General features: G+C 65.8%; 22 protein-coding genes. 11 read left to right on the top strand and 11 right to left on the bottom strand.

Features of this window, described 5'->3' with window-relative positions; all coding sequences use genetic code 11:
* Both CYJ10_RS10610 and CYJ10_RS10605 read left to right on the top strand, forming a co-directional pair.
* Entirely contained in the window at window positions 1-963 is a 963-nt protein-coding gene (locus tag CYJ10_RS10610) for an isopenicillin N synthase family dioxygenase (RefSeq protein WP_101681436.1), read from the top strand.
* A complete protein-coding gene (locus CYJ10_RS10605) occupies window positions 960-1406 on the top strand; it encodes a VOC family protein (RefSeq protein ID WP_101681435.1) in 447 nt (148 codons plus the stop codon). Before CYJ10_RS10610 ends, CYJ10_RS10605 begins: the two co-directional genes overlap by 4 nt.
* Before the next feature lie 254 nt (window positions 1407-1660).
* Here the strand turns inward: CYJ10_RS10605 and CYJ10_RS34640 are convergent, their stop codons facing one another.
* From CYJ10_RS34640 to CYJ10_RS10585, 4 genes are all read right to left on the bottom strand, one after another.
* Window positions 1661-1792 carry a hypothetical protein gene (locus CYJ10_RS34640; protein WP_257993227.1) on the bottom strand — a complete coding sequence of 44 codons (132 nt, stop codon included), beginning with the start codon at window positions 1790-1792 and terminating at the stop codon, window positions 1661-1663.
* A 354-nt stretch (window positions 1793-2146) separates the two neighbouring features.
* Window positions 2147-3238, bottom strand: a complete 1092-nt coding sequence (locus tag CYJ10_RS10595) for a porin (protein WP_101681433.1) — start codon at window positions 3236-3238, stop codon at window positions 2147-2149.
* Window positions 3239-3293: 55 nt separating this feature from the next.
* Complete coding sequence (locus tag CYJ10_RS10590; protein ID WP_101681432.1) at window positions 3294-4319, bottom strand: amidohydrolase family protein; 1026 nt, start codon at window positions 4317-4319, stop codon at window positions 3294-3296.
* A 10-nt stretch (window positions 4320-4329) separates the two neighbouring features.
* Window positions 4330-5463, bottom strand: coding sequence for a 4-oxalomesaconate tautomerase (locus tag CYJ10_RS10585; protein ID WP_101681431.1), 1134 nt, complete (start codon window positions 5461-5463; stop codon window positions 4330-4332).
* Between the two features lie 148 nt (window positions 5464-5611).
* On the opposite strand from CYJ10_RS10585, the gene CYJ10_RS10580 reads away from it, so the two are divergent.
* The 4 genes from CYJ10_RS10580 to CYJ10_RS35095 all read left to right on the top strand — a co-directional run bounded on the left by CYJ10_RS10580 (window position 5612) and on the right by CYJ10_RS35095 (window position 10160).
* Window positions 5612-6832 (top strand): LysR family transcriptional regulator, encoded by a 1221-nt coding sequence (locus tag CYJ10_RS10580; RefSeq protein WP_101681430.1) that lies wholly within the window; start codon window positions 5612-5614, stop codon window positions 6830-6832.
* Window positions 6833-7000: 168 nt separating this feature from the next.
* The gene (locus tag CYJ10_RS10575; protein ID WP_101681429.1) at window positions 7001-8329 is read left to right on the top strand and encodes an MFS transporter; all 1329 of its coding nucleotides are present in this window, start codon (window positions 7001-7003) and stop codon (window positions 8327-8329) included.
* 11 nt (window positions 8330-8340) lie between these two features.
* The gene (locus CYJ10_RS10570; protein WP_101681428.1) at window positions 8341-9639 is read left to right on the top strand and encodes a gallate dioxygenase; all 1299 of its coding nucleotides are present in this window, start codon (window positions 8341-8343) and stop codon (window positions 9637-9639) included.
* A gap of 98 nt (window positions 9640-9737) precedes the next feature.
* Window positions 9738-10160, top strand: coding sequence for a rubredoxin (locus tag CYJ10_RS35095; protein ID WP_101681427.1), 423 nt, complete (start codon window positions 9738-9740; stop codon window positions 10158-10160).
* A gap of 37 nt (window positions 10161-10197) precedes the next feature.
* Here the strand turns inward: CYJ10_RS35095 and CYJ10_RS10560 are convergent, their stop codons facing one another.
* The 5 genes from CYJ10_RS10560 to CYJ10_RS10540 all read right to left on the bottom strand — a co-directional run bounded on the left by CYJ10_RS10560 (window position 10198) and on the right by CYJ10_RS10540 (window position 15208).
* Window positions 10198-10551 carry a DUF1428 domain-containing protein gene (locus CYJ10_RS10560; RefSeq protein ID WP_101681426.1) on the bottom strand — a complete coding sequence of 118 codons (354 nt, stop codon included), beginning with the start codon at window positions 10549-10551 and terminating at the stop codon, window positions 10198-10200.
* A gap of 142 nt (window positions 10552-10693) precedes the next feature.
* The gene (locus CYJ10_RS10555) at window positions 10694-11623 is read right to left on the bottom strand and encodes an SMP-30/gluconolactonase/LRE family protein (protein ID WP_101681425.1); all 930 of its coding nucleotides are present in this window, start codon (window positions 11621-11623) and stop codon (window positions 10694-10696) included.
* Window positions 11624-11630: 7 nt separating this feature from the next.
* Complete coding sequence (locus CYJ10_RS10550) at window positions 11631-12611, bottom strand: Bug family tripartite tricarboxylate transporter substrate binding protein (protein ID WP_101681424.1); 981 nt, start codon at window positions 12609-12611, stop codon at window positions 11631-11633.
* Window positions 12612-12768: 157 nt separating this feature from the next.
* A complete protein-coding gene (locus CYJ10_RS10545; RefSeq protein ID WP_101681423.1) occupies window positions 12769-13734 on the bottom strand; it encodes a Bug family tripartite tricarboxylate transporter substrate binding protein in 966 nt (321 codons plus the stop codon).
* A gap of 82 nt (window positions 13735-13816) precedes the next feature.
* Window positions 13817-15208, bottom strand: coding sequence for an amidase (locus CYJ10_RS10540; protein WP_101681564.1), 1392 nt, complete (start codon window positions 15206-15208; stop codon window positions 13817-13819).
* Window positions 15209-15599: 391 nt separating this feature from the next.
* Between CYJ10_RS10540 and CYJ10_RS10535 the strand changes: the two genes are divergently transcribed.
* Entirely contained in the window at window positions 15600-16550 is a 951-nt protein-coding gene (locus tag CYJ10_RS10535) for a LysR family transcriptional regulator (RefSeq protein WP_101681422.1), read from the top strand.
* A 112-nt stretch (window positions 16551-16662) separates the two neighbouring features.
* Here the strand turns inward: CYJ10_RS10535 and CYJ10_RS10530 are convergent, their stop codons facing one another.
* Entirely contained in the window at window positions 16663-16971 is a 309-nt protein-coding gene (locus tag CYJ10_RS10530) for a DUF1272 domain-containing protein (protein ID WP_101681421.1), read from the bottom strand.
* A gap of 74 nt (window positions 16972-17045) precedes the next feature.
* On the opposite strand from CYJ10_RS10530, the gene CYJ10_RS10525 reads away from it, so the two are divergent.
* From CYJ10_RS10525 to pstS, 3 genes are all read left to right on the top strand, one after another.
* Window positions 17046-18128 (top strand): sensor domain-containing diguanylate cyclase, encoded by a 1083-nt coding sequence (locus CYJ10_RS10525; RefSeq protein ID WP_101681420.1) that lies wholly within the window; start codon window positions 17046-17048, stop codon window positions 18126-18128.
* Window positions 18125-18697: a GNAT family N-acetyltransferase gene (locus CYJ10_RS10520; protein WP_101681419.1), complete on the top strand. Its 573-nt coding sequence runs from the start codon at window positions 18125-18127 to the stop codon at window positions 18695-18697. Before CYJ10_RS10525 ends, CYJ10_RS10520 begins: the two co-directional genes overlap by 4 nt.
* Before the next feature lie 191 nt (window positions 18698-18888).
* The gene (pstS, locus tag CYJ10_RS10515; protein WP_101681418.1) at window positions 18889-19932 is read left to right on the top strand and encodes a phosphate ABC transporter substrate-binding protein PstS; all 1044 of its coding nucleotides are present in this window, start codon (window positions 18889-18891) and stop codon (window positions 19930-19932) included.
* Between the two features lie 40 nt (window positions 19933-19972).
* On the opposite strand, the gene CYJ10_RS10510 is transcribed toward pstS, so the two are convergent.
* A complete protein-coding gene (locus CYJ10_RS10510) occupies window positions 19973-20908 on the bottom strand; it encodes a LysR family transcriptional regulator (protein ID WP_101681417.1) in 936 nt (311 codons plus the stop codon).
* A gap of 104 nt (window positions 20909-21012) precedes the next feature.
* Here CYJ10_RS10510 and CYJ10_RS10505 point away from each other — a divergent pair, with 104 nt between their 5' ends.
* Entirely contained in the window at window positions 21013-21807 is a 795-nt protein-coding gene (locus tag CYJ10_RS10505; protein WP_101681416.1) for an SDR family NAD(P)-dependent oxidoreductase, read from the top strand.
* Window positions 21808-21846 lie beyond the last annotated feature (39 nt).

The following is a 21846-nucleotide window of genomic DNA, read 5'->3' as shown; positions in this document are numbered from 1 at the left end:
ATGTCGATTCCTGTCATCGATCTCACCGATGCGCTGGTCGCCGGTGGCCCACGCAGCGCCGAGGTGGCGCAGACGTTCCGTACGGCGGCCATGTCGTCGGGCTTCTTTTATGTCCGCAACCACGGCGTGGCGGCGGACACGGTCACGCGGCAATTCGCGCTGGCCGAGGCTCTGCTCGACCTTCCGCTTGCCACGCGGCACGCGCTGGCCATGGCCCATTCGCCGACCATGCGCGGCTTCGAAAACCTGGGTGACCAACGGCTCGACGCCGCCGCGCGGCCCGATCTGAAGGAGAGCTTCTACTGCGGCATGGCGTATCCGGACGATCATCCATACGTGCTGGCGGGCTATCAGACTTACGGCCACAACCAGTGGCCTGTCGAACTGCCGCACGCGCCGGCGCAGTGTCAGGCGTATATCGACGCCATGCTCGTGCTGTCTCGCCGGCTGATGCAGTTGATGGCGCTATCGCTCGATTTGCCGGAACACTACTTCGACCACACGAGCGGAAGTCCGATGGTAACGCTGCGCATGATCCGTTACCCCGCCCATCCGACCGATGCCGACGCGCGGACCTTTGGCGCGGGCGCGCATACGGATTGGGGCGCCGTAACGATCCTGGCGCAGGACGCGCATGGCGGGCTCGAAGTCCAGATGCCGGGCGGCGACTGGGTGGCGGCTACACCGATGCCCGGCAGCCTTGTCGTCAATCTGGGCGACATGGTGCCGCGCTGGACAAACGGCCGCTACCACTCGAACCCGCACCGCGTGCGCAATGTCCACTCCGGCGGCGCACCACGCTATTCGATTCCGTTCTTCTACGAGCCTGATTACCTGGCCCGCATCGAGCCGGTGCCGGGCACCCTGCAAGCGGGCGAGATGCCGCGCTTTGCACCCTGCACGGCTGGGGAACACCTGACAGAGATGTACCGGAAGACCTATGTCCCGGAGGTGTCGGTATGAAACTCTGGTTCAACCTGCTGTGCCGCGATATCGACGCGCAGTTTGCGTTCTACCGGCAGGTGCTCGATCTGCCCGAGGCGGCAAAGAGCCGTTCACCGATCTACCGCGCGCTGGAAGCGCCAACGTTCCAGTTTGGGTTCAATGGGGCGGCGGCGTATGCATTGCTGGGGATAGAAGACAGGAAGCCAGAGGCTGGCGGGTCCGCGCCGACGATTGCATACGCCACGTTCATGGTCGACGCCACGGAAGCTGTTGGCGTGGCAGCAGCGACGGCCGCGGACATGGGTGGAAAGCTGATCAAAGGGCCCTTCTCGACCTACTACGGGCAATGGCAGGTAGTGCTGGAAGATCCAGAGGGCAATGTGTTTCGGATGGCTTGCGAAACGCTCCCAGAAGGGGTGAGGGCGGCCATGCTGCCGTTTGCCGATTCGCCGGAGACATAGTCGAGGGATGCTGCCGGCCAGCGGACACAATTTTGCTCCGTCGTCTCATGGATTTCTTTGTCGTCTGCTGCTGGAATTTCGACTTCACCAGAGAGGGGAAGTCGATCGTGAAATGGACGGATGCTGAAAAGCTGTTCTCGGCGCCTCGGCTTGAGCGATGCAGGAGGTTCAACGCCGAATTCCAGTCGGAGCTGTGGTCTGCCTTGCGCAAGGCATTTCCCGGTTGTCCAAAGGTCGATCGAACGCGGGCGAAGCTATCGTCTCTGATCAAAAGGATCCGGATGCTCCGGAACCGGACGTTTCATCATGAACCTGTGCTTCTTTGGCGTAACGGCGGCGTTGCCCAGCTGCACCGCGAAGGCCTGGTTCTCCTTCAGTGGATCCATGGGGCGTTGGTTCCATGGCTCGTCTCCATGGATCGGACGGATACCGTGTGGTCTACGTGGTATGACATGCAGAGAATGATGCTGGTCGACAACGCGTCCGCCGATGGACCAAACAGCGATCATATTTCCGGGATGCGACATGTAGTCGGCCCGCACAAGGCGGGCCGGAGTCGAACCTAGAGTCATCACCGGCATATACATCCGGGAGAGGACAGATTAGGGCGGTGTCGAGACTATGCCCGAGTGCGCGAGTATCGGGAACGGATTCAAGTCAATTCCAGCCCAAAAAAAGCCCACGCCCGTCAGCACTAACGGAGCGTGGGCAGTTGGAGCTCCCCGTGTGTCGCGACGAGGTCAGAAGATGTGTTTGATGCCGAGCATCGCGCCAAGCTGGGTGCCGCCCGCCACCGGGCCGGCACCTGTCGAAGCGCTGTCCACCGACAGGGCGAGCTTGCCGCCGTTGTCGATGTAGCCGAGCGTGGAGTACACCGAGGTACGCTTGGAGAACGCGTAGCTGGCGCGCACGGCGCCAAGCCATGCCCGGTCGGAGCTGTGGCGGTAGTCGAGGTAGTACGCCTCGCCCGACAGCGTGACCTGCGGCGTGATGTCGTAGGCGACGCCGGCGTAGTACATGTTGCTGCGCGGCGTGGTCAGCGCGCCGTTGCGGCGGGCCAGCCAGCCGGCGCCGATCTTGGCGTGGCCCACCAGCATGTAGCCACCCACCGTGGCGCGGTCGTCCTTGAGTTCGCTCGACGTCAGGCCGGCGAAGGCGCCGGGACCGCCCCGCAGTGAATCGTAGGCACCGAGCACGCCCCACCAGTTGGTCTCGTAGCCGAGCATGGCCGACCATTCGCGGCAGGTGGCCATGCTTCCCGCCGTCTCGCCGGCGCAGTTGGTGCCTGACGGGCTGGGGCCGGCGTTGACCGAATCGCGGCCGAAGCTATAGGTTGCCCCGACAGTGAAGCCGCCGAACTTGCCCTTGTAGCCGATCGCATTGTCAGCGCGCGCGTTGGGCAGGTAGTTGTCGAGCGAGCTAGAACCATAGGCGTTGGGCCCCAGGATATCGGTATCGAGCATCGCCCAGAACAGCATCGTGTACTGGCGGCCCAGGCTGATCTGGCCCCAGTTGCCGCTCAGGCCTACCCAGGCTTGCCGGCCGAACAGGCGGCCGCCTTGGTTGGTAACGCCGCTGTCCGGCGCGAAGCCCGATTCCAGCACGAAGTTGGCCTTCATGCCGCCGCCAAGATCCTCGGTGCCGCGCAGGCCCCAGCGCGACGGCACCGTGCCGCTCAGGTTGGCCATCTTCACCACGGAATTGCCTGCGGTGCCGACGTGGTTCAGGTACTCGATGCCCGTATCGATGACGCCGTACAGCGTCACGGACTGGGCCTGCGCCAGGGCAGGCAGCCCAAGCGCGATCGAAAACGCCAGGTGGCGCAGTTTCATCGTTTTCTCCTCCGTTGATATTCTTGTTCGGTCTGTGCCGCGTACTTCCGTGTTGCTACAACCCGCGGGCCTTCAGGCGCGCATCCAGGCGGGTGTAGATGCGGCGCGCGTTGCCTTCGTAGATCAGATGTCGTTCTTCGGCGGACAACGCGGCCTGGTCGATGTAGCGGCGCGTGTCGTCGTAGTAGTGGCCGGTTTCGGGATCGATGCCGCGCACGGCGCCGATCATTTCCGAGGCAAACAGGACGTTGCGCACCGGGATCACGTGCGTCAGCAGGTCGATGCCCGGCTGGTGATAGACGCACGTATCGAAAAACACGTTGTTCAGCAGATGCTCCTGCAGCGGCGGCAGCTTCAGTTCCTGCGCAAGGCCACGGAAGCGGCCCCAGTGATAGGGCACCGCGCCGCCGCCGTGCGGAATCACGAACTTCAGTGTGGGAAAGCGCTGGAACAGGTCACTGGTCAGCACCTGCATGAAGGCCGTGGTGTCGGCGTTCAGGTAGTGCGCGCCAGTGGTGTGGAAGCACGCGTTGCAACTGGTGCTGACGTGAATCATGGCCGGCACGTCAAGCTCCACCATCTTTTCGTAGAGGGGGAACCAGTACGGGTCGGACAGGGGCGGCGACGTCCAGTGGCCGCCCGACGGATCGGGATTCAGGTTCACGCCGACAAAGCCGTACTCCAGCACGCAGCGTTCCAGCTCGGCCACGCAGCTCCGTGTATCCACACCCGGCGACTGGGGCAGCATGGCGGCACCCACGAAGTGATCGGGAAACAGTTCGCTGACGCGATGGCAGAGTAGGTTACAGATGGCGGCCCAGGTGGCGCTGGTCTCGAAGTTGCCGATGTGGTGCGCCATGAACGAGGCGCGCGGCGAGAAGATCGTCAGGTCGGCGCCGCGCTCGCGCATCAGGCGCAACTGGTTGCCTTCGATGGCCTCGCACAGTGCGTCGTCGCTGATTTGCAGGTCGCTGACGGACGGCGCCAGCTCCGGTGCGGTAAGGCCTGCAATCTGGCGCTGGCGCCAGATTTCCAGTGCTTTCGGGGCGGTGGTGAAATGCCCGTGGCAATCAATGATCATGAAGAAGTGCTCAGAGTGGCCAGGTGCTGGACGGGACCAGTACCTCGCCGCGCATGATGGGACGCGCCGTACGGATCAGCGCGCTGCGGAGGATCGTGCCGGGATCGGCGGGATCGGTTTCGAGTTCCACCGCAAACTCGCCAGTGGGGTGTTCGACGCTGATGGCGTGGACCGGGCCTGCCTCGACGACGGCCACGCCGGCTGCAATCGTGCCGGGCAGTACGCAGGCCGTGCCCACCGTGATGGCAGCCAGTACGCCGATGGCGTCGTGGCAGACGCGCGGGATAAAGCAGCGCGTGGCAATGCTGCCGCCGGCGCGCGGCGCGGCAATCAGGCACATCTTCGGATAGCTCTTCTGTGCCACGTTGCCCAGGCCCATCAATTCGCCAGCGACCAGTCGCAAGGCTTCGATGCGCTGCTTCAGCGAAGTGTCCGCGTTCAGGTCGGCCACGGTCTCACGGGCCGTGCGGTCGAGGTCTGCCGCGCGCATGAGCACCATGGGCATGCCGTTGTCGATCAGCGTGGCGTCGATGGTGAGCGGCTTGCCGGATTCGGAATCGATGATCGTGAGCTTGTCCACGGTGTTGCCCGTGGGCAGCAGCGCGCGGCACACCGAGCCAGCGGTGTCGAGGAAGTCGATCACGATGGGCGCCGCAGTGCCCGGCACGCCGTCGATCCGGGCTTCGCCGCCGAAGCGGGGCACGCGTAATGGCGTTTGCATCGTGATGTCGCACAGCATGCCCGTGTTGCGCGTCAGCACGCGGGCACGGGTGACGCCGTCTTGCGGCGCAACCAGACCGCGTTCGATAGCGTATGGCAATACGGCGGCCAGCATGTTGCCGCAGTTCGGCGTGGTGTCGACGGTGTCCGCGTTCGGCTGCAACTGCGCGAACGTGAAGTCGAGGTCGGCCTGTCCGGGCGTGCCGTGCGCCACGATGCCGGCCTTGCTGGTCAGCGGATGCGCGCCGCCAAGGCCGTCGATCTGGCGCGGATCGGGGCAGCCCATGGCCGCCAGCAGCACGCGGTCGCGTGCGGCGGTGTCGGCGGGAAGGTCACTGGCCAGGAAGAACGGCCCACGCGACGTGCCGCCCCGCATCAGGGTGCAGGGGATGGCGCGCAGGTCGGAATCAAGGCATGGCGTCATGGCGGGCGGCGCTGGCAGGCTCGGGCGTTATCAGGTGCCCGCAGTATCCGCGCCCGGTACAAGTCCTTGGTTGCGATGTCGCGGGACAATTGTTCTAATCTGCTTATCGCCCGTAGGCGCCATGCCACACCGATACGACAATAGCGATATGGAGACAATCAGCCTGCATCACCTGCACGTCTTTGCCGGTGTGGCCGCCGCGGGCGGCGTGCGCCGCTCGTCCGAATCGCTGCACCGTGCGTCGTCGGCCATTGCGCGATCGGTGGCGGCACTGGAACAGACGCTGGGTGTGGCGCTGTTCGAGCGCAAGGGTCGTGGCATGTTGCTGACGCGCGCCGGCGAAATCGTGCTGGAGCGTGCCCGCCATATCGAGGCCGCATTGCGCGAGGTGCGCGAGGAAGCGGTGCGCCTGCGTGTGCGGCCCGGCGTGACGGTGGCCAGCCTGGAAGCCCTGCACAACGAGCGGCGCCTGGAAGTGGCCGTGATGCTGGCGGAGGTCCACCATATGCCTAGCGTGGCGGCATCGGTGGGCGTCTCGCAATCGGCGGTGAGCCAAGCCATCGCCAGGCTGGAGGATGCGCTGGGCCAACCCGTGTTTACACGGACGGCGCGCGGCATGGTGCCCACCGATGCAGGCAGCCGATGGGTGGTGCGTTTTGAACGCGCCCTGGCGGAACTGCGCCATATCCGGGCCGATATTGCTGCGCTGCAAGGCGTGCTGGAAGGCGCGGTGACCATCGGCGCGTTGCCGCTGGGCCGTACGCTGCTGCTGCCGATGGCCATCGCGGATGTCCACCACCGGCATCCGCGCCTGTGCTTCCGCTCGCTGGAAAGCCCTTATGAGGAACTGACCGCTGGCCTGCTCAGCGGGCGCATCGATTTCATCCTCGGTGCGCTGCGGCCCCACCCGTCGCAGGGCCTGGCCACGGAAGTCCTGTTTGGCGACCGTATTGCGCTGATCGCGCGCGCCTCGCATCCCCTGGCCAACCGCAAGCGCGTCACGCTGGCCGACCTGGAGCCCTATCCATGGGTGCTGTCGCGCGCCGCATCGCCTTCGCGGCAGGCGCTGGATGGCGTTTTCGCATCGCGTGGTCTGCCGCTGCCCCAGCCGCTGGTGGAAACGGGCGATCTGGCGCTGGTGCGCGGGCTGCTGCTGCAGGGCGATCTGGTCACAGCGCTGTCGGCGCACCAGCTGCACCATGAGATCGAGGCCGGCTGGCTGGTCGAGCTGGACCTGCCGCTGCCTGACACCACGCGCAGCATCGGCATCACCACGCGCGCCGGCGCGCGCCTGTCTCCGGGCGCTGACGCCCTGATCGCCGCGCTGCGGCACGCCAGCCAATCCATGGAAACCCCAGTCGATAAGTAAAAGGCAACGCGGGCCGCCCTACAAAGCAATACTGCAGACGCTGCCCGAACGTAGACTGCCGTTGCCGTACACAGGGGGTGTGCGGCAAGTCGCCCATGCGGCGATTAGCTTATTGATAACAAGATTCCGCTGCGGCCTGCACGGCGGAACCATGCCAGGAGACGGCACATGACCACCCAACGGCTCGATATCCGGGCCCATATCAACGACCGAAAGATGTCCGGCTACCAGTGGCTGCTGCTGGTGCTGTGTTTCATGATCGTGGCCACCGACGGCATCGACGTGGCCATCATGGGCTTCCTGGCGCCGGGCATTACCAAGGAGTGGGGGATTTCCAAGGCGGCGTTCGGCGTGGTGATGAGCGCCGCACCGATCGGCCTGGCGATCGGCGCGCTGCTGGTAGGCCCGATGTCCGACCGCTTCGGCCGCAAGAAGCTGCTGATCGGCTCGGTCTTCCTGTTCGGCGTGTTCAACCTGCTGTGCGCGTTCGCGGAGAACACCACGCAACTGTCGCTGCTGCGCTTTCTGACCGGGCTGGGCCTGGGCGCGGCAATGCCGAGCACTACCACGCTGCTGTCCGAATACGTACCTGAGCGCTCGCGCAGCATGCTGCTGGCGACGATGTTCACGGGCTTCAATCTGGGTTCGGCGCTGGTTGGCTTCGGTGCCGCCGCCATCTTGCCAGAGCACGGCTGGCGCGCGGTGCTGATCGTTGGCGGTGCGCTTCCGCTGGTCTGCCTGCCGCTTTACATCCTGCTGGTTCCGGAGTCGGCACGCTTTCTGGTGGCGCGCAATGCGTCACCCGACCGCATCGCCCGTACGCTGCGGCGCGTGGTGGGCAGCGAGATTGCGGAAGGCACGACGTTCACGATCAGCGAGCCGGCCGTGCCGGGCAAGCAACCGGTGCGCACGCTGCTGTCGACGGGCTACCGCGGCATGACGCTGGCGCTGTGGGTGACCTATTTCATGGGCCTGCTGGTGATCTACCTGCTCAGCGGCTGGCTGCCCACGCTGATCAAGGACGCTGGCCTGCCGATCGAACGCGCCGCCAACCTGACGGCGCTGTTCCAGCTCGGCGGCACCGTCGGCGCGCTGGTGGTGGGATACTGCATGGACCGCTTTGCGCCGCATCGCGTGATTGGCGTGGCCTATGTGACGGGCGCGGTATTCATCCTGCTGCTGGCTTCGGGCAGCGTGATGTCGTCGACGTTCGCCGCCTATGTGCTGCTGGCTGGCTTCTGCATGAGCGGTGCGCAGACCGGCCTGAACGCGTTCGCACCGCAGTGCTACCCGACGCTGGTGCGTGCCACCGGCGTGAGCTGGATGCTCGGCATCGGCCGCTTCGGCAGCATCACGGGCTCGATGGCCGGTGGTGTGCTGCTGTCGATGGGCTGGAGCTTCAGCGCAGTGATTGCCATCCTGGCCATCCCCGCCACCGTGGCAGCGATTTCCATTGTTTCGACCAAGCGGGCACAGCTTCGCGCGGTCACAGCCTGACGTACTGACTTATGGCCACCATCATCGGCGCAATCGCCTCATCCCATACGCCCACCATCGGCTTTGCGCTGGACGCGGGCAAGCAGCAAGACCCCGCATGGGCCCCGATTTTCGCGGCATATGCGCCGGTGAGCGAGTGGCTGCAGCAAAAGAAGCCCGACGTGCTGCTGGTGATCTACAACGATCACGTCACGTCGTTCTTCTTCGATCACTACTCGGCCTTCGCGCTGGGCATCGGCGAGAAGTACGAGGCCGCCGACGAAGGGGGCGGCCCGCGCAACCTGCCGCCGGCATACGGGCACGCCGAACTGGCCCGGCACGTTGGCGCGTCGCTGGTGGCCGACGAGTTCGACATGTCGTTCTTCCAGGACAAGCCGCTCGATCACGGCTGCTTCTCGCCAATGTCGGTGATGCTGCCGCACGACGGTGCATGGCCGGTGAAGATCCTGCCGCTGCAGGTGGGCGTGCTGCAGTTCCCGGCGCCGTCCGCGCGACGCTGCTTCAAGCTGGGCCAGGCCATTCGCCGTGCCGTGGAGAGCTATCCGGAAGACCTCAAGGTGGCGATCGTTGCCACCGGCGGGCTGTCGCACCAGGTGCATGGCGAGCGGGCGGGCTTCAACAACACGACCTGGGACCACGAATTCCTGGACCTGTTCGAGCGCGAGCCGCAGAAGCTGCTGGACATCACGCACGCCGAATTTGCCAGACGTGGCGGCTTCGAGAGCGCCGAGGTGGTGATGTGGATGGTGATGCGTGGCGCGATGGGCGACGTGCGCTGCCTGCATCGCGATTACTACCTGCCCTCGATGACCGGCATCGCCGTGGCGGTGTACGAGAATGTGGCCACCGAGGACGCTGACGTGGTGGCCGCGCGATCGGCACAACAGCGCGCGCATATCGGCCATCAGCTCAAGGGCATCGACGATCTGGAGGGTACGTACCCGTTCACGCTCGAACGCAGCGTACGCGCGTATCGCATCAACAGCTATCTGCACCAGCTGATCGACCCGGCTTTCCGCGAGCGCTTCCGGAGCGATCCGGCTGCCACCTACGACGCGGCCGGGCTGACCGATGAGGAACGCGACCTGATTTCGCGGCGCGACTGGCGCGGCATGATCCACTACGGCGTGATCTTCTTCCTGCTGGAAAAGCTCGGCGCGGTCAGCGGGGTGTCGAACCTGCATATCTACGCGGCCATGCGCGGGCAATCGCTGGAAGACTTCCAGAAGACGCGCAATGCGCCGGGCGCACTGTATTCCGTGGCCGGCGACGCGGGCAGCGGCACGCAGTGGGCGGGCGGCAAGCCGTAACGCCCGCCACGAGACGCGGAAGTCTTGAAATCTTGCAAACAGGCCCCATCTGGGGCCTGTTTGCTTTCCTCACGTCCTCAAGTTCTCTCAGCCCCCGCATGTACCAGAAAGGCACTTCCGTCGAAATCCAGTTTCCCCCGCAACGCCTGAACGACGCCGCCGGCGATCCGTATTGGGTGGATTTGTCGATCGACGAGGCGCAGGCGCTGCTTGAACGCCTGCAGACGCACCTGACCCAGGCCACCGAAGGCACCGCCGCGCCGCTGGTGTTCAGCCTCGAAGGGCCGGCGGAGCCGGAATCCAAGGCGGCGCCCGTACCGGGCGGGCAGCCGGTGTCGGCCGCAGCGGAGGCCGAGTTCAAGCAGTGGGTCTGCATCATCTGCGGCTGGGTCTACGATGAAGCCGCCGGCCTGCCCGAAGACGGCATCGCGCCCGGCACGCGCTGGGAAGACATTCCGGACGACTGGCGTTGCCCGGAATGCGATGTCGGCAAGGAAGACTTTGCGATGGTGGAGTTCTGAGCCATCGCGGCACCTGGCTTTTTTGTGGACCCGGCGCCTAGGCGTCGACGATGACCTCGAATCCCCCATAGATCATCCGCTGGCCATCGAACGGCATCGGATCCATGCCCTCCTTCAGGCGTGGGTCCTGCATGGCTGCGGCCATGCCCGCGTCGCGCTTTTCCTTTGACGGCCACCAGATCCACGAGAACACCACGCTCTCGTCATCCTTGCGCTGCACGGCCATCGTGAACGAGGTCACCTTGCCCTCGGGTACGTCATCGCCCCAGCACTCCACCACTTTCAGCGCGCCGTGTTCCTTGAATACTGCCGAGGCCTTCTGCGCCACCTGGCGGTAGGTGTCACGGTTGGCGTTGGGTACGGCCAGCAGGAATCCGTCGATATATGCCATCTGGAAGTCTCCTTTCGTCCGCTTTGGTTGCGTACGATGGGTTGGGCAGGGCCTTCCAAAGATAGTGCATGAGTGGATGAGCGCATGACGGCATGCATAGGGCCGCTGGGTGACGCTTCAGCGGCGCGGATGGACGTCAGCGCTAGGCGGCCCCGCCTTCCCCAAACAACACCGCCCCAACCCCCGGCAACTCTGCTTCCAATACCGAGCCGCTGGCCGATTCGGTCATCACCAGCCGGTTCGTGCCGGGTCGGAATGCCACGTTGGTCACGGTGCCGCCCATCGGGCTTCGCACGAAATGGGTACACCAGCCGTGCGCGTCGATGACAAATGCGCCGCCCAGGCTGGCGTGTGCCACCACCAGCCGGCCGTCGGCGTCCATGGCCAGGCCGTCGGGGCCGCTGGTGCCGAAGAACGTCTGGAAGGCGCCGGCCTTCGATACCGATCCATCGGGCAGCAGCGGCATGCGCCATACCGCGTTGCCGCGCGTGGCAGCCACGAAAAGGAAGCGGCCTGACGGATCGATGACGATGCCGTTGGGGCTCGGCACGTTCGACAGCAGCAGGTCGAGCTGGCCGGAAGGGCGCAGCCGGTAGACGCGGCCGGACGGATCGTGTAGGCCGGTCTGGCCCTGATCGGTGAAATACAGGTTGCCCTGCGCGTCGAACGTCAGATCGTTGACGCCCTTGAAGCTCTCCGAATTGCGATGGCCGAGCACCACTTCGACATCGCCGCGGCCCGGAGTCATCCGCAGGATGCCGCGCCGATAGTCGGCAATCCACAGGCTGCCGCCGCGGTGCAAGGCAATGCCGTTGGGCCAGCCGCCGGTGTCGCCGACAAAGTGCCATTGCAGATCCGGCGTGATCCGGAACAGCCGGCCATGCGGGATATCGGTCAGGTACAGGTTGCCGTCGCGGTCGAAGGTCGGTCCTTCCAGGAAGCTGTCGGCGATCTGCCCGGGCTTGTTCGCGTCGGCCCAGGCGCTGCGCTGGGGCAGCCGCAATGGGTCGGGCATGCGCGTCAGCACGCGTGCTTCAATGATCTGCGGGGGCGTGAAGTTGACGTTCCACATGGCGATGTCAGTCTGCCTTGATGTTGGCGGTCTTGATCACGGCGGCCCAGCGCTTGATCTCGTCTTCGACCAGCTTGCTGGCCTGCGCGGGCGTGGTGCCTTCGGGGTCGAGGCCTTGCGATTGCAGTTGCTTCTTGACCTCGGGCGTGTTGACGGCCGCCACGATGTCCTTGTTCAGGCGGTCGATCACCGGCTGAGGCGTGCCGGCCGGCGCCGAGAACGCCACCCAGTATTTCATCACCATCCTGGGCATGCCCACTTCGGGTGCGGCCGGCACGTCGGGCAGCACGGGCGAGCGCACATCGTTGGCCAGCATCAGCGCGCGCAGCTTGCCGCTCTTGATGTATTGCAGTGCCGTCGGCAGCGAGGTGATCAGCGCCTGGATCTGGCCACCCATCACGTCCTGCAGCGCCGCGCCGGCGCCGCGATAGGGCACGTGAACCAGGTTGATGCCAGCCACGCTGTTGAACAGCGCACCGCCCAAGTGGGTATTGGTGCCGTTGCCGCCGGAACCATAGTAGTACTTGCCCGGGTTGGCCTTGGCCAGTGCGATGAACTCCTGCACGGTCTTGGCAGGCACGTTGGGATTGACCACCAGTACGTGCGGCACCGATGCCACGACGGAGATGTGGCGGAAGGCGGTCTTCGGATCGAACGGCAGCAGCTTGGGTTGCAGCGTCGCCGCGATGGCGTAGGACATCTCCATGGTCAGCAGCGTGTAGCCGTCCGGATTGGCGCGCGCCGCCGTGCTCCAGCCGATCACGCCACCCCCGCCAGTGCGGTTGTCCACCACCGTGCTGGTGCCATTGGCGCTCATGCCCGTGGTGACCAGGCGTGTAATCAGGTCTGCGGAGCCGCCCACGGCGTAGGGCACGATCACGGTGATCGGCTTGGACGGGAAGGTGTCGGCGGCAATGGCGTGGATGGGGGCCACCGTTGCACTGGCGGCGGCCAGCGCAACGGCACCCAGAAAGGCGCGACGTGTCATGGAGTCTCCTGCAGCATTTGGAATTCTTTCGTTCTATTGGTTAGAACGATGTTCCGTTAATGCTGCGCCGAAAGGCCGGAGATTGTCAAGCCGCCGAGGAGATGCCGCTATCCGCGGAGCGGGAAGCGGCCCGGCGGCGATGCCGCCGGGGCTGGCGTCAATCCGCCTTGATATTGGCCGTCTCGGCAATCTTCCTGAGTCGCGGAATCTCGGCGCTGACACGCTTCGCGTAATCGGCGGCCGTGCCGTATTCGGGCTCGAAGCCGTTGGCGGTCATGCTCTTGCGCATGTCGGGGTCCTTCATGACGGTGGCCAGCGCGCCTTCGAGCTTCTGCCTGACCGGCGCGGGCAATCCCTTGGGACCGACCACCGCAAACCAGGTCGACAGGTTCACATCCGGATACCCGCTCTCCGCGGCGGTCGGCACGTCGGGCAGCAGGGCGGAACGCGTGGCCGACGTCAGCGCCAGCGCCTTGACCTTGCCGCCCTTGACCATTGGCGCGGCGGCCACCACGGTATCGACGCTGAGCGGAATCTGGTTGCCGATCAGGTCAGTCATCGCCGGCGCGCTGCCCTTGTACGGCACGTGCAGCATGCGCAGCCCCGTGGCAGCGTTGATCATCTCGCCGGCAAAGTGCGCGGTCGTGCCTGCGCCGAACGATCCATAGGTCAGCGGCTGTGCGCCTTTTGCGTTGGCTACCAGTTCCTTGAGCGAGTTCGCCTTCACCGACGGATTGGCCAGCAGCACCAGCCCCGTCGAACCCACCAGGCCGATGGCATCGAAACTCTTCAACGAGTCGTAGGGCAGCTTCGAGTAGGTGACCGGATTGATCGTGAACGTCGTGGCCGCGCTCAGTAGCAGGGTGTAGCCATCGGGTGCCGACTTGGCGACGTAGTCGGCCCCGACGATGGTGCCGGCCCCGGCGCGATTTTCAACGACGACGGTGGCATTGAGCGTTTCCGTGAGTTTCTTGGCCAGCAGCCGGCCCAGTACGTCGGTGGACCCGCCCGGCGTGAACGGCACCACCAGCTTGATCGGCTTGTCCGGGAATGACTCGGCACTGGCCGGCGTGGCGGCAACACATGCGGTGGCAAGCAGGCAGGCTTGGCCCCAGCGGTTCATCGATCTTCCAACCATGTTTTTCCTTTCGGTGACGTAACAAGACAGGATGCAATGCAACAGGTGGCGGCCAGGCCCACCGGGGCTACATGCCGGGCGGGCGCCGCCGGCCGGTCGGATTGGCGCGCTCCAGCATGCGCGCGAAAGCCAGCAGATTGCGCTCGCCGCGATACTTGCCCACGATCTGCAGCCCGACCGGCAGGCCGCTGTCCGTGAACGCGCAGGGCAGCGACAAGGCCGGGTGACCGGTGATCGTGATCCGGTAGCACGAGCGCATCCAGGCGATGTAGCTTTCCATGGCCACGCCGGCGATCTCCGCCGGATACTCGGTCTCCACCGAAAACGGCAGTACCTGAGATACCGGCGCGATCAGGAAATCGTACTGCTCCAGCAGCGCCTGCATGAGCGCGAACAGCCGCGTACGGGCCCGCTCGGCTTCGGCCACGGCCGCGCCGTCCAAAGACAGGCCCAGGTCCACGTTCCAGCGTACTGCTTCCTTGATCCGTTCGCCATGCTCCGCACGTACCGACCCGTAGCTTGTGGCGAAGGCCAGCGCACGGAATACTTCAAAGGCGTGGTCGGCGCCGGTGAAATCCGGCTCGGCTTCGTCGACCACGCAACCCAGCGACTCGCACATGCGCACCCCTTCGTCCAGCGCACGTCGTACGGCGGGGGCGAAGGGCAGGCCGCCGAGCGTGGGGCTGACCGCCACGCGCAGGCCCATGCACGACATCTCGGGCAGGTCGGCAAACTGCGCGCCGGGTTCGCTGACTGACAGCGGGTCGGCGGCGGTCTGCCCGGCAATGACGCTCATCAGCAGCGCCACGTCTGATACGGTGCGGCCCATGGGTCCGCCCACCGTCTGCGTATTGAATGCGAAGGCCGAGGGCGCCATCGGCACGCGGCCCATCGACGGGCGCAGGCCGACGATATTGCAGAAGCTGGCCGGATTGCGTAGCGAGCCGCCCATGTCCGAGCCGTCCGCCAGCGCCACCATGCCGGCGGCCAGCGCGGCTGCACTGCCACCGCTGCTGCCACCAGCCGATACGCCATGGCGATACGGATTGTGCGTCGCGCCAAATACCGTGTTGAACGTGTGCGAGCCGGCGCCGAATTCCGGCAGGTTGGTCTTGCCCAGCGTGATGGCGCCCGCCGCCTTCTGGCGCGCCACCACGGCGCTGTCATGCGCCGGCACGAAGTCGCGATAGGCCTCGGAGCCGAACGTCGTCCGCACGCCGGCCGTCAGGTACGAATCCTTGTGCGCCACGGGCAGGCCGAACAGCGGGCCCGGCTGATGTCCGGCCGCGAGCGCCACGTCGGCGGCGGTAGCTTCGATGCGCGCCACATCGAGGGTCTGCGTGACGATCGCGTTGACCGTGGGGTTTACCCGTTCGATCTGTGCGATATGGGCTTCGATGACTTCGCTGACGGACACTTCGCGCGTACGGATGGCGCGGGCCATCGATACGGCGTCCATGAAACAGATTTCGCTCACTGCACGGTCTCCTTTTCTTGTCGGCGATGGCAACGATACCGCCGGCCAGGGTCGCGTGGCACAGCCGCATGGCAGCGAGGTGTCCAGAACGTGACAGTGACGGCTGCCTGGGCGCGCAGATCGCGGCACACGATTGGCGCGCACTGCGCCATCAATCGCTCGCCGTCGGTGCAAAGACGGCACATGCTGCCACCCGCGCGTCGGAATCCGCACGATGCCGGCACCAGAAGCGGGCGTGGGCGCTGCAACGGACCTTTCTAAAATTGGCAACGCAACGGTGGCCCCGCACGTATCATGTGGAAAGCAGAATTCGGATGGCCATCCACCTCGAAGCTGCTTTCACGCCGTCCCCGATCCCGCCCCCAAAGCCGCCATGAAACTGACGTCGATCCACGCCGTGCCGCTGGCCTATTTCCTTGAAGTGGCGCAGACAGGTTCGCTGTCCGCAGCCTCAAAGACACTGCATGTCGCGGTGTCGGCGATCAGCCGGCAGATTGCGCGGCTCGAAGAGGAGCTGGGCGTGGTGCTGTTCGATCGCGAGCCGCGCGGCATGCGCCTGACCGAGGCCGGCCGCGTGGTGCAACAGTACGGGCGGCGGGCGCTCCTGGACACCGAAACGCTACAGGCCGACCTGCAGGGCCTGATGAGCCTGACGCACAGTACCGTGCGCGTGGCATGTACTGAGGGGTTTGCCAGGGAGTACGTGCCGACGTTGATCGCATCATTCCAGCGACGCTACCCGGGGGTGGCGTTCGCGCTGGAAGTGGTGACGGCGGCGGAAGCCACGCGGCTGGTGCGCGAGGGCGAGGTCGACATCGCCCTGACCTTCGCGATTGCAGATCAGGACGGCATCGCGGTGGAATACTCCGAGGTGGCGCCGGTGTTCGCATGCGTCAGCAGGAATCACCCCATTGCGGGCATGGCGCGCGTGCCGCTGCGAGAACTGGTGACGCATCCGCTGGTGCTGCCCAGCACGGTGCATACGCTGCGGCAGCTGTTCGACCTGGCCTGCAGCCTGGAGGGCCTGCGGCCCAACGTGCTGCTGACCAGCAATTCGCTGGGCGCGCTGGTGGCCTATCAGAACCATGTGGATGTGGTGTACCTGACCGGATCGCTGGCGGTGCGCAATACCCTGCGGGCCGACCGCCGGGTGCTGGTTCCCATCACCGGCCGGGCGATGCAGCAGCGGGCGCTGCAGATCCAGACCATGGCCGGGCGTCACCTGCCACCAGCGGTGCGCGCGTTTGCCGATGCGTTGCGGCTGGACGCCGGCAAGCGGCGGCGTGCGGTGCCCGCCGAACGGGGCGCCAGGGCAGGCGGCTAGCCCGCAGCCAGTTCGCGCCGACGCCTGCGCGCTGGTGCCGGTCACTCGCGCGCCCGGCGTCAGCGTGCAGGCCGTGCGGAGCCAGATCCGTCCGGGCGGTGGCGGGGCAGTGCTATCGATCCTGCGGTGCCACGCCGCGAATGGCCGCCGCGAACGCCTCGTGCGTGGCGGCGTCCACCGGGCGGTGCCTGACCGTGGCGGAAGGTGGGTACTTGCCCACCGTGTTGCCGTTCTTCCAGTCGCGCGACGGGCGGACGGGGCGGGCCGTGAAGCCGCCGCCGCAGTTCGGGCAGACGTTGCCGAGCACGTTGTCCACGCAATCGGCGCAGAACGTGCACTCGAAGCTGCAGATGCGGGCCTGCGTGGAGGCCGGCGGCAGGCGGGTGTTGCAGTGTTCGCACGTGGGGCGCAGTTCCAGCATGGTTGTCTCCTTTCCTGTTCGCGTTCGTGCCATCATAGCCGCCTCCAGTCTCTCCTCCGTCACCCGATCACGCCATGACCAAGCAGGACGACCCTCGACACCCCGCCGGCGAGCCGGCCAACGACCCCGCCAACAGCGCCCTTCAGGCTGCGTTCCTGCGCCATGAGCAATCGCTTGCGCCGCCGGGGCACGCGCCTGGGGAGGACGATCACGCCGTCTACCGGACGCTGCTCGAATCGACCAAGGCCATTCCGTGGAAGATCGACTGGGCGACGATGGCGTTCGCCTACATCGGCCCGCAGATCGAAACGCTGCTGGGTTGGGCGCCGTCGACATGGAAGACCGTGAACGACTGGGCCGACCGCATGCATCCGGACGACCGCGAGCAGGTGGTCAACTTCTGCGTGGCGCAGTCGCAGGCCGGCACCGATCACGAGGCCGACTACCGCGCGCTGACGCGCGACGGCGGCTATGTGTGGCTGCGCGACGTGGTCCACGTGGTGCGCAACGCGCAAGGCGAGGTCGAGTCGCTGATTGGCTTCATGTTCGATATCAGCGAGCGCAAGCGCACCGAGGAGATGCTGGCCCAGTTGCAGCAGGAGCTGGAGCGCCTGTCGTTCACCGATGGCCTGACCGGCGTGGGCAATCGCCGCAAGTTCGATGCCGTGCTGCAGGCCCAATGGGACGCGGCGGCGGTGGCGGGCACGCCGTTGTCGCTGATCATCATGGACATCGATTTCTTCAAGTCCTTCAACGACTACTACGGGCACGTGCAGGGGGATGCCTGCCTGAAGCGGATTGCGTCCGTGCTGCGCGACGCGCTGGGCGAACACCACTTCCTGGGCCGCTTTGGCGGCGAGGAATTCGCGATGGTGCTCGGCGACACCGATGCCGACAACGCCGTGAAGGTGGCCGAGCTCTGCCGCGAACTGATTGCGGCGGCCGCCATTCCGCACCTGCGCTCGCCCTACGACCAGCGCGTGACGGCCAGCTTCGGGGTGGGCACGATGGTGCCCAACGACCGCAGCGATGCCACGGCCTTCCTGAACCTGATCGACGCGCAGCTTTACCACGCCAAGGACAATGGCCGCAATCGCATCGCGGCCGTGGATCGCGCCGGCATGCAGGGCGACGCCTTCAAGGTGCATTCCCGATGACCGTGCAGTGGCCCGCGCCGACGGCGCGGCTGCTGCTGCGACCCTGGCGCGAGGCAGACCGCGCGCCGTTTCGCGCCATGAATGCCGATCCGCGCGTGATGGCCTGCTTCCCGTCCACGTTGACCGATGCCCAGAGCGATGCCCTGTTCGACCGCATCGTGGCCCATCATGCGCAACATGGCTTTGGCCTGTGGGCGGTGGCGCTGAAGGCGATGTCGGGGGCCGCCACGTTCATCGGCTTTGCCGGGCTCGGCATTCCGGCATGGCAGCCGCCCTTCGGGCCTTGCGTGGAGATCGGCTGGCGACTGGCCCATGACCAATGGGGGCATGGCTATGCCACGGAGGCCGCCCGGGCCGCCCTGGCCTATGGATTCGATGTTCTGCAGCTTGACGAGATCGTGTCGTTCACGGCGGCGATCAACCAGCGGTCTGAGCGCGTGATGCAGCGGCTGGGCATGCACCATGACGCAGCCGGCGATTTCGACCATCCCGCGCTGCCGCCCGGGCATCGGCTCGAACGGCATGTGCTTTACCGGCTGACGCGCGATGCGTGGGCCGCGCAGCCCTGATTCCCCCTGATCCGCAGCGCGATGCGTGAAGCTTTTTTGACAGTTTTGCGCGGATGAATCACACCGCCTGCAAAAACCACTGGCGCGCCGCCGCGCGGCGGTTGGAAAGTCCTTTCGCTTCGCACGCCATCTGCTAGCCTGAGTCCTTGAGCGGCGCGCCTGTCGCACGCGAAAAACAAGGAAGAACGATCATGGACGCGTCGCGTGTGCCCACGGCTTTCCAGTGCGCGGTGCGCGCGATCATGGCGACGATGCTGATCTGTGGTGCATGGTCTGGGCCGGTGCAGGCCGGCGATGTGACCGGTGCCGGGTCCACGTTCGTCTATCCGCTAATGTCGAAATGGGCGGCCACGTACTACGCGAAGACGGGGCAGCAGGTCAACTACCAGCCCGTGGGCTCGGGCAATGGAATCCGGCAGATCAAGGCGGCCAACGTCACGTTCGGCGCTACCGATATGCCGCTCAAGCCCGACGAACTGCAGCGCGCCGGCCTGGCGCAGTTTCCGATCGTGGTGGGCGGCGTGGTGCCGGTGCTCAACCTGCCAGGTGTCGCACCCGGGCAGTTGCGCCTGACGGGATCGTTGCTGGCGGCGATTTTCCAGGGCCGTATCGTCAAGTGGAATGATCCGGCCATTGTGGCGGTCAACCCCGGGGTGTTGCTGCCAGACATGGCCATCACGGTCGTGCATCGCAGCGACAGTTCCGGCACCACGTTCAACTGGACCGATTTTCTCTCCAAGGTCAGCCCGGAGTGGCAAGACGCGGTGGGCGCCGGCACCACGGTGAAATGGCCGCTGGGCATGAGTGCCAGCGGCAATGACGGTGTCGCCGTCTATATCCGTAATGTCAAGGGGGCGCTGGGCTATGTCGAGCTGACCTACGCGCTGCAGCGCAAGCTGCCCTACGCCTCGGTGCAGAATCGCGACGGCCACTACGTGCTGCCATCGCGCGAGTCGTTCAGCGCCGCGGCCGCCGCAGCGGAATGGAACCCTCAGCAGGACTTCTATCAGGTGCTGACGAATCCGCCAGGCCAGACGGTCTGGCCCATCACCGGCACGGTGTTCGTGCTGATGCCGCGCGGACCCGGCACGCCAGCCGCCACGCGCGATGCGCTGGCATTCTTCCAATGGGCGCTGATGGAAGGACAGGCCGATGCCTCGGCCGAGAACTACGTGGCGCTGCCGGAACCCGTGGTCAAGCAGATCCGGGCGTACTGGATGTCGACGTTCAAATAGCGAGGGTAACGAGGTAACGAGGTAGCGGGGCGACGGCACGCTAGGCGCCGCCAGGCGGCCAGATCCATTCCGGCGCCTGCTGGATCAGGCGGTCCGCGATGGCGTGGACTTCGGCCATGGCCTGCGTGGCGATACCCGATGCCGTGGATGCCCTGCGGCTGACGATGCCCACCGACCGCACCGGGCCGTCCACGATCTCGGCTACCGACATGCCCGTCAGCGACAGCAGCGGCATGATGCCCAGGTAGGGCAGCACCGCGATGCCCAGCCCCTGCTTGACGAAACCGGCAATGGTGCCGATCTGGTCGAGCTGCAGCTTGGGACGGAATACCACGCCGCGCTGCAGGAAGGCCGCGCTCATGTACTTCATCGCCGTACTGGCATCGGTCATGCTGATCAGCGGCAGATCGTTCAGGTCTTCCATTCGCGTCCGCGTGCCCAGCCGCCGCCGCCAGGCCGCCGGCGCCAGCAGCACAAAGCGGTCGCGCAGGATCTCTTCGTAGTGCAGATCGGGATTCGACGGCGAGGCCGATGCCAGCGCAAAGTCAACCTGATAGTTGATCACGCGGCGCACGGCGGCCTGGTCCGCGCAATCGTGAACGGTGATATGCGGCTGTGGATAGCGTCGCTCCAGCGCCGCGCAAACGCCGGGCAGCAGCACGTTGGCCAGCGACGGCAGCGCCGCCACGGCCAGCCGATGCGCTTCCTGTTCGGCCCGGCTCTGCATCTGCTGCAGGCCGGTGTCGAATTCCCCGACGATGCGGCGTGCCATCGGCACAAGCTGCTCGCCAGCAGGTGTCAAGCGCACGCTGCGCGTGGACCGCTCGAATAGCGCGACACCGAGTTCATCCTCCAGATCCTTCACCGTCTTGCTCAGCGATGGCTGGGTGACAAAGAACTGCTCGGCGGTGCGGCTGAAGTTCAGCGACTGGGCCAGCGCAAGGAAGATGCGCAACTGACGCGGCGTGACATTCATTCCTGGTACCTATCAATTTATCGATAAATGGAATTTCCGCAATAAATGTAGCCTGCCTAGAATGGGCCGGCAAATTTCAGGACAACGACACACGGAGACGCGGCATGCTGGATCTGAATGGCAAGGTAGCCCTGGTGATGGGCTGCGGCGCGGTGGCAAGGGGCTGGGGCAACGGCCGCGCCACGGCGGTACTGATGGCGCGCCAGGGGGCCAGCGTGTTCGGGACCGACCTGCACCTCGACCACGCCAACGAGACGCGCGACCTGATCGTGGCGGAAGGGTTCGAGACCGAAGTCATGGCTTGCGACAGCACCAGGGCGGACCAGGTCGAAAAAGCCGTCCAGGCCTGCATGGCGCGCTTTGGCCGGATCGACATCCTGGTCAACAACGTCGGGCTGTCGCAGCCCGGCGGCCCCATCGACATGGACGAAGCCGTGTGGGACGCCCAGATGCAGGTCAACCTCAAGGGCGCTTTCCTGGGCTGCAAGCATGTGTTGCCCATCATGCAGCGGCAGGGTGGGGGCTCCGTCATCAACGTGGCATCGGTGGCGGGCTTGCGCTACGTGGGCAAGCCGCAGGTTGCCTATGCCGCTGCCAAGGCGGGGCTCATGCATTTCACGCGCACCACGGCAGTGATCCACGCCCCCGACAACATCCGCCTTAACTGCGTGGTGCCGGGGCTGATGCACACGCCGCTGATCGAGGGACTGGCCGCCAAATACGCGAAGGGCGACACCGAAGGTTTCATCGCGCACCGCAACAGCCAGGTGCCGATGAAGCGCATGGGAGACGGCTGGGATACCGCGCACGCGGTGCTGTTCCTTGCGGCGGACGAAAGCCGCTATGTGACCGGTACGGAGATCGTGGTCGACGGCGGGCTGGTGGCCGCAACGCGCTGATCGGTTTCTCGTACGCATCCGCCGCGACGGACCGCAGAG

The organism is Cupriavidus pauculus (genome assembly GCF_002858765.1).
Taxonomy (GTDB): domain Bacteria; phylum Pseudomonadota; class Gammaproteobacteria; order Burkholderiales; family Burkholderiaceae; genus Cupriavidus; species Cupriavidus pauculus_B.
Note: the sequence above shows the minus strand (reverse complement) of the source record. Positions and strands in the feature narration are given on the sequence as shown.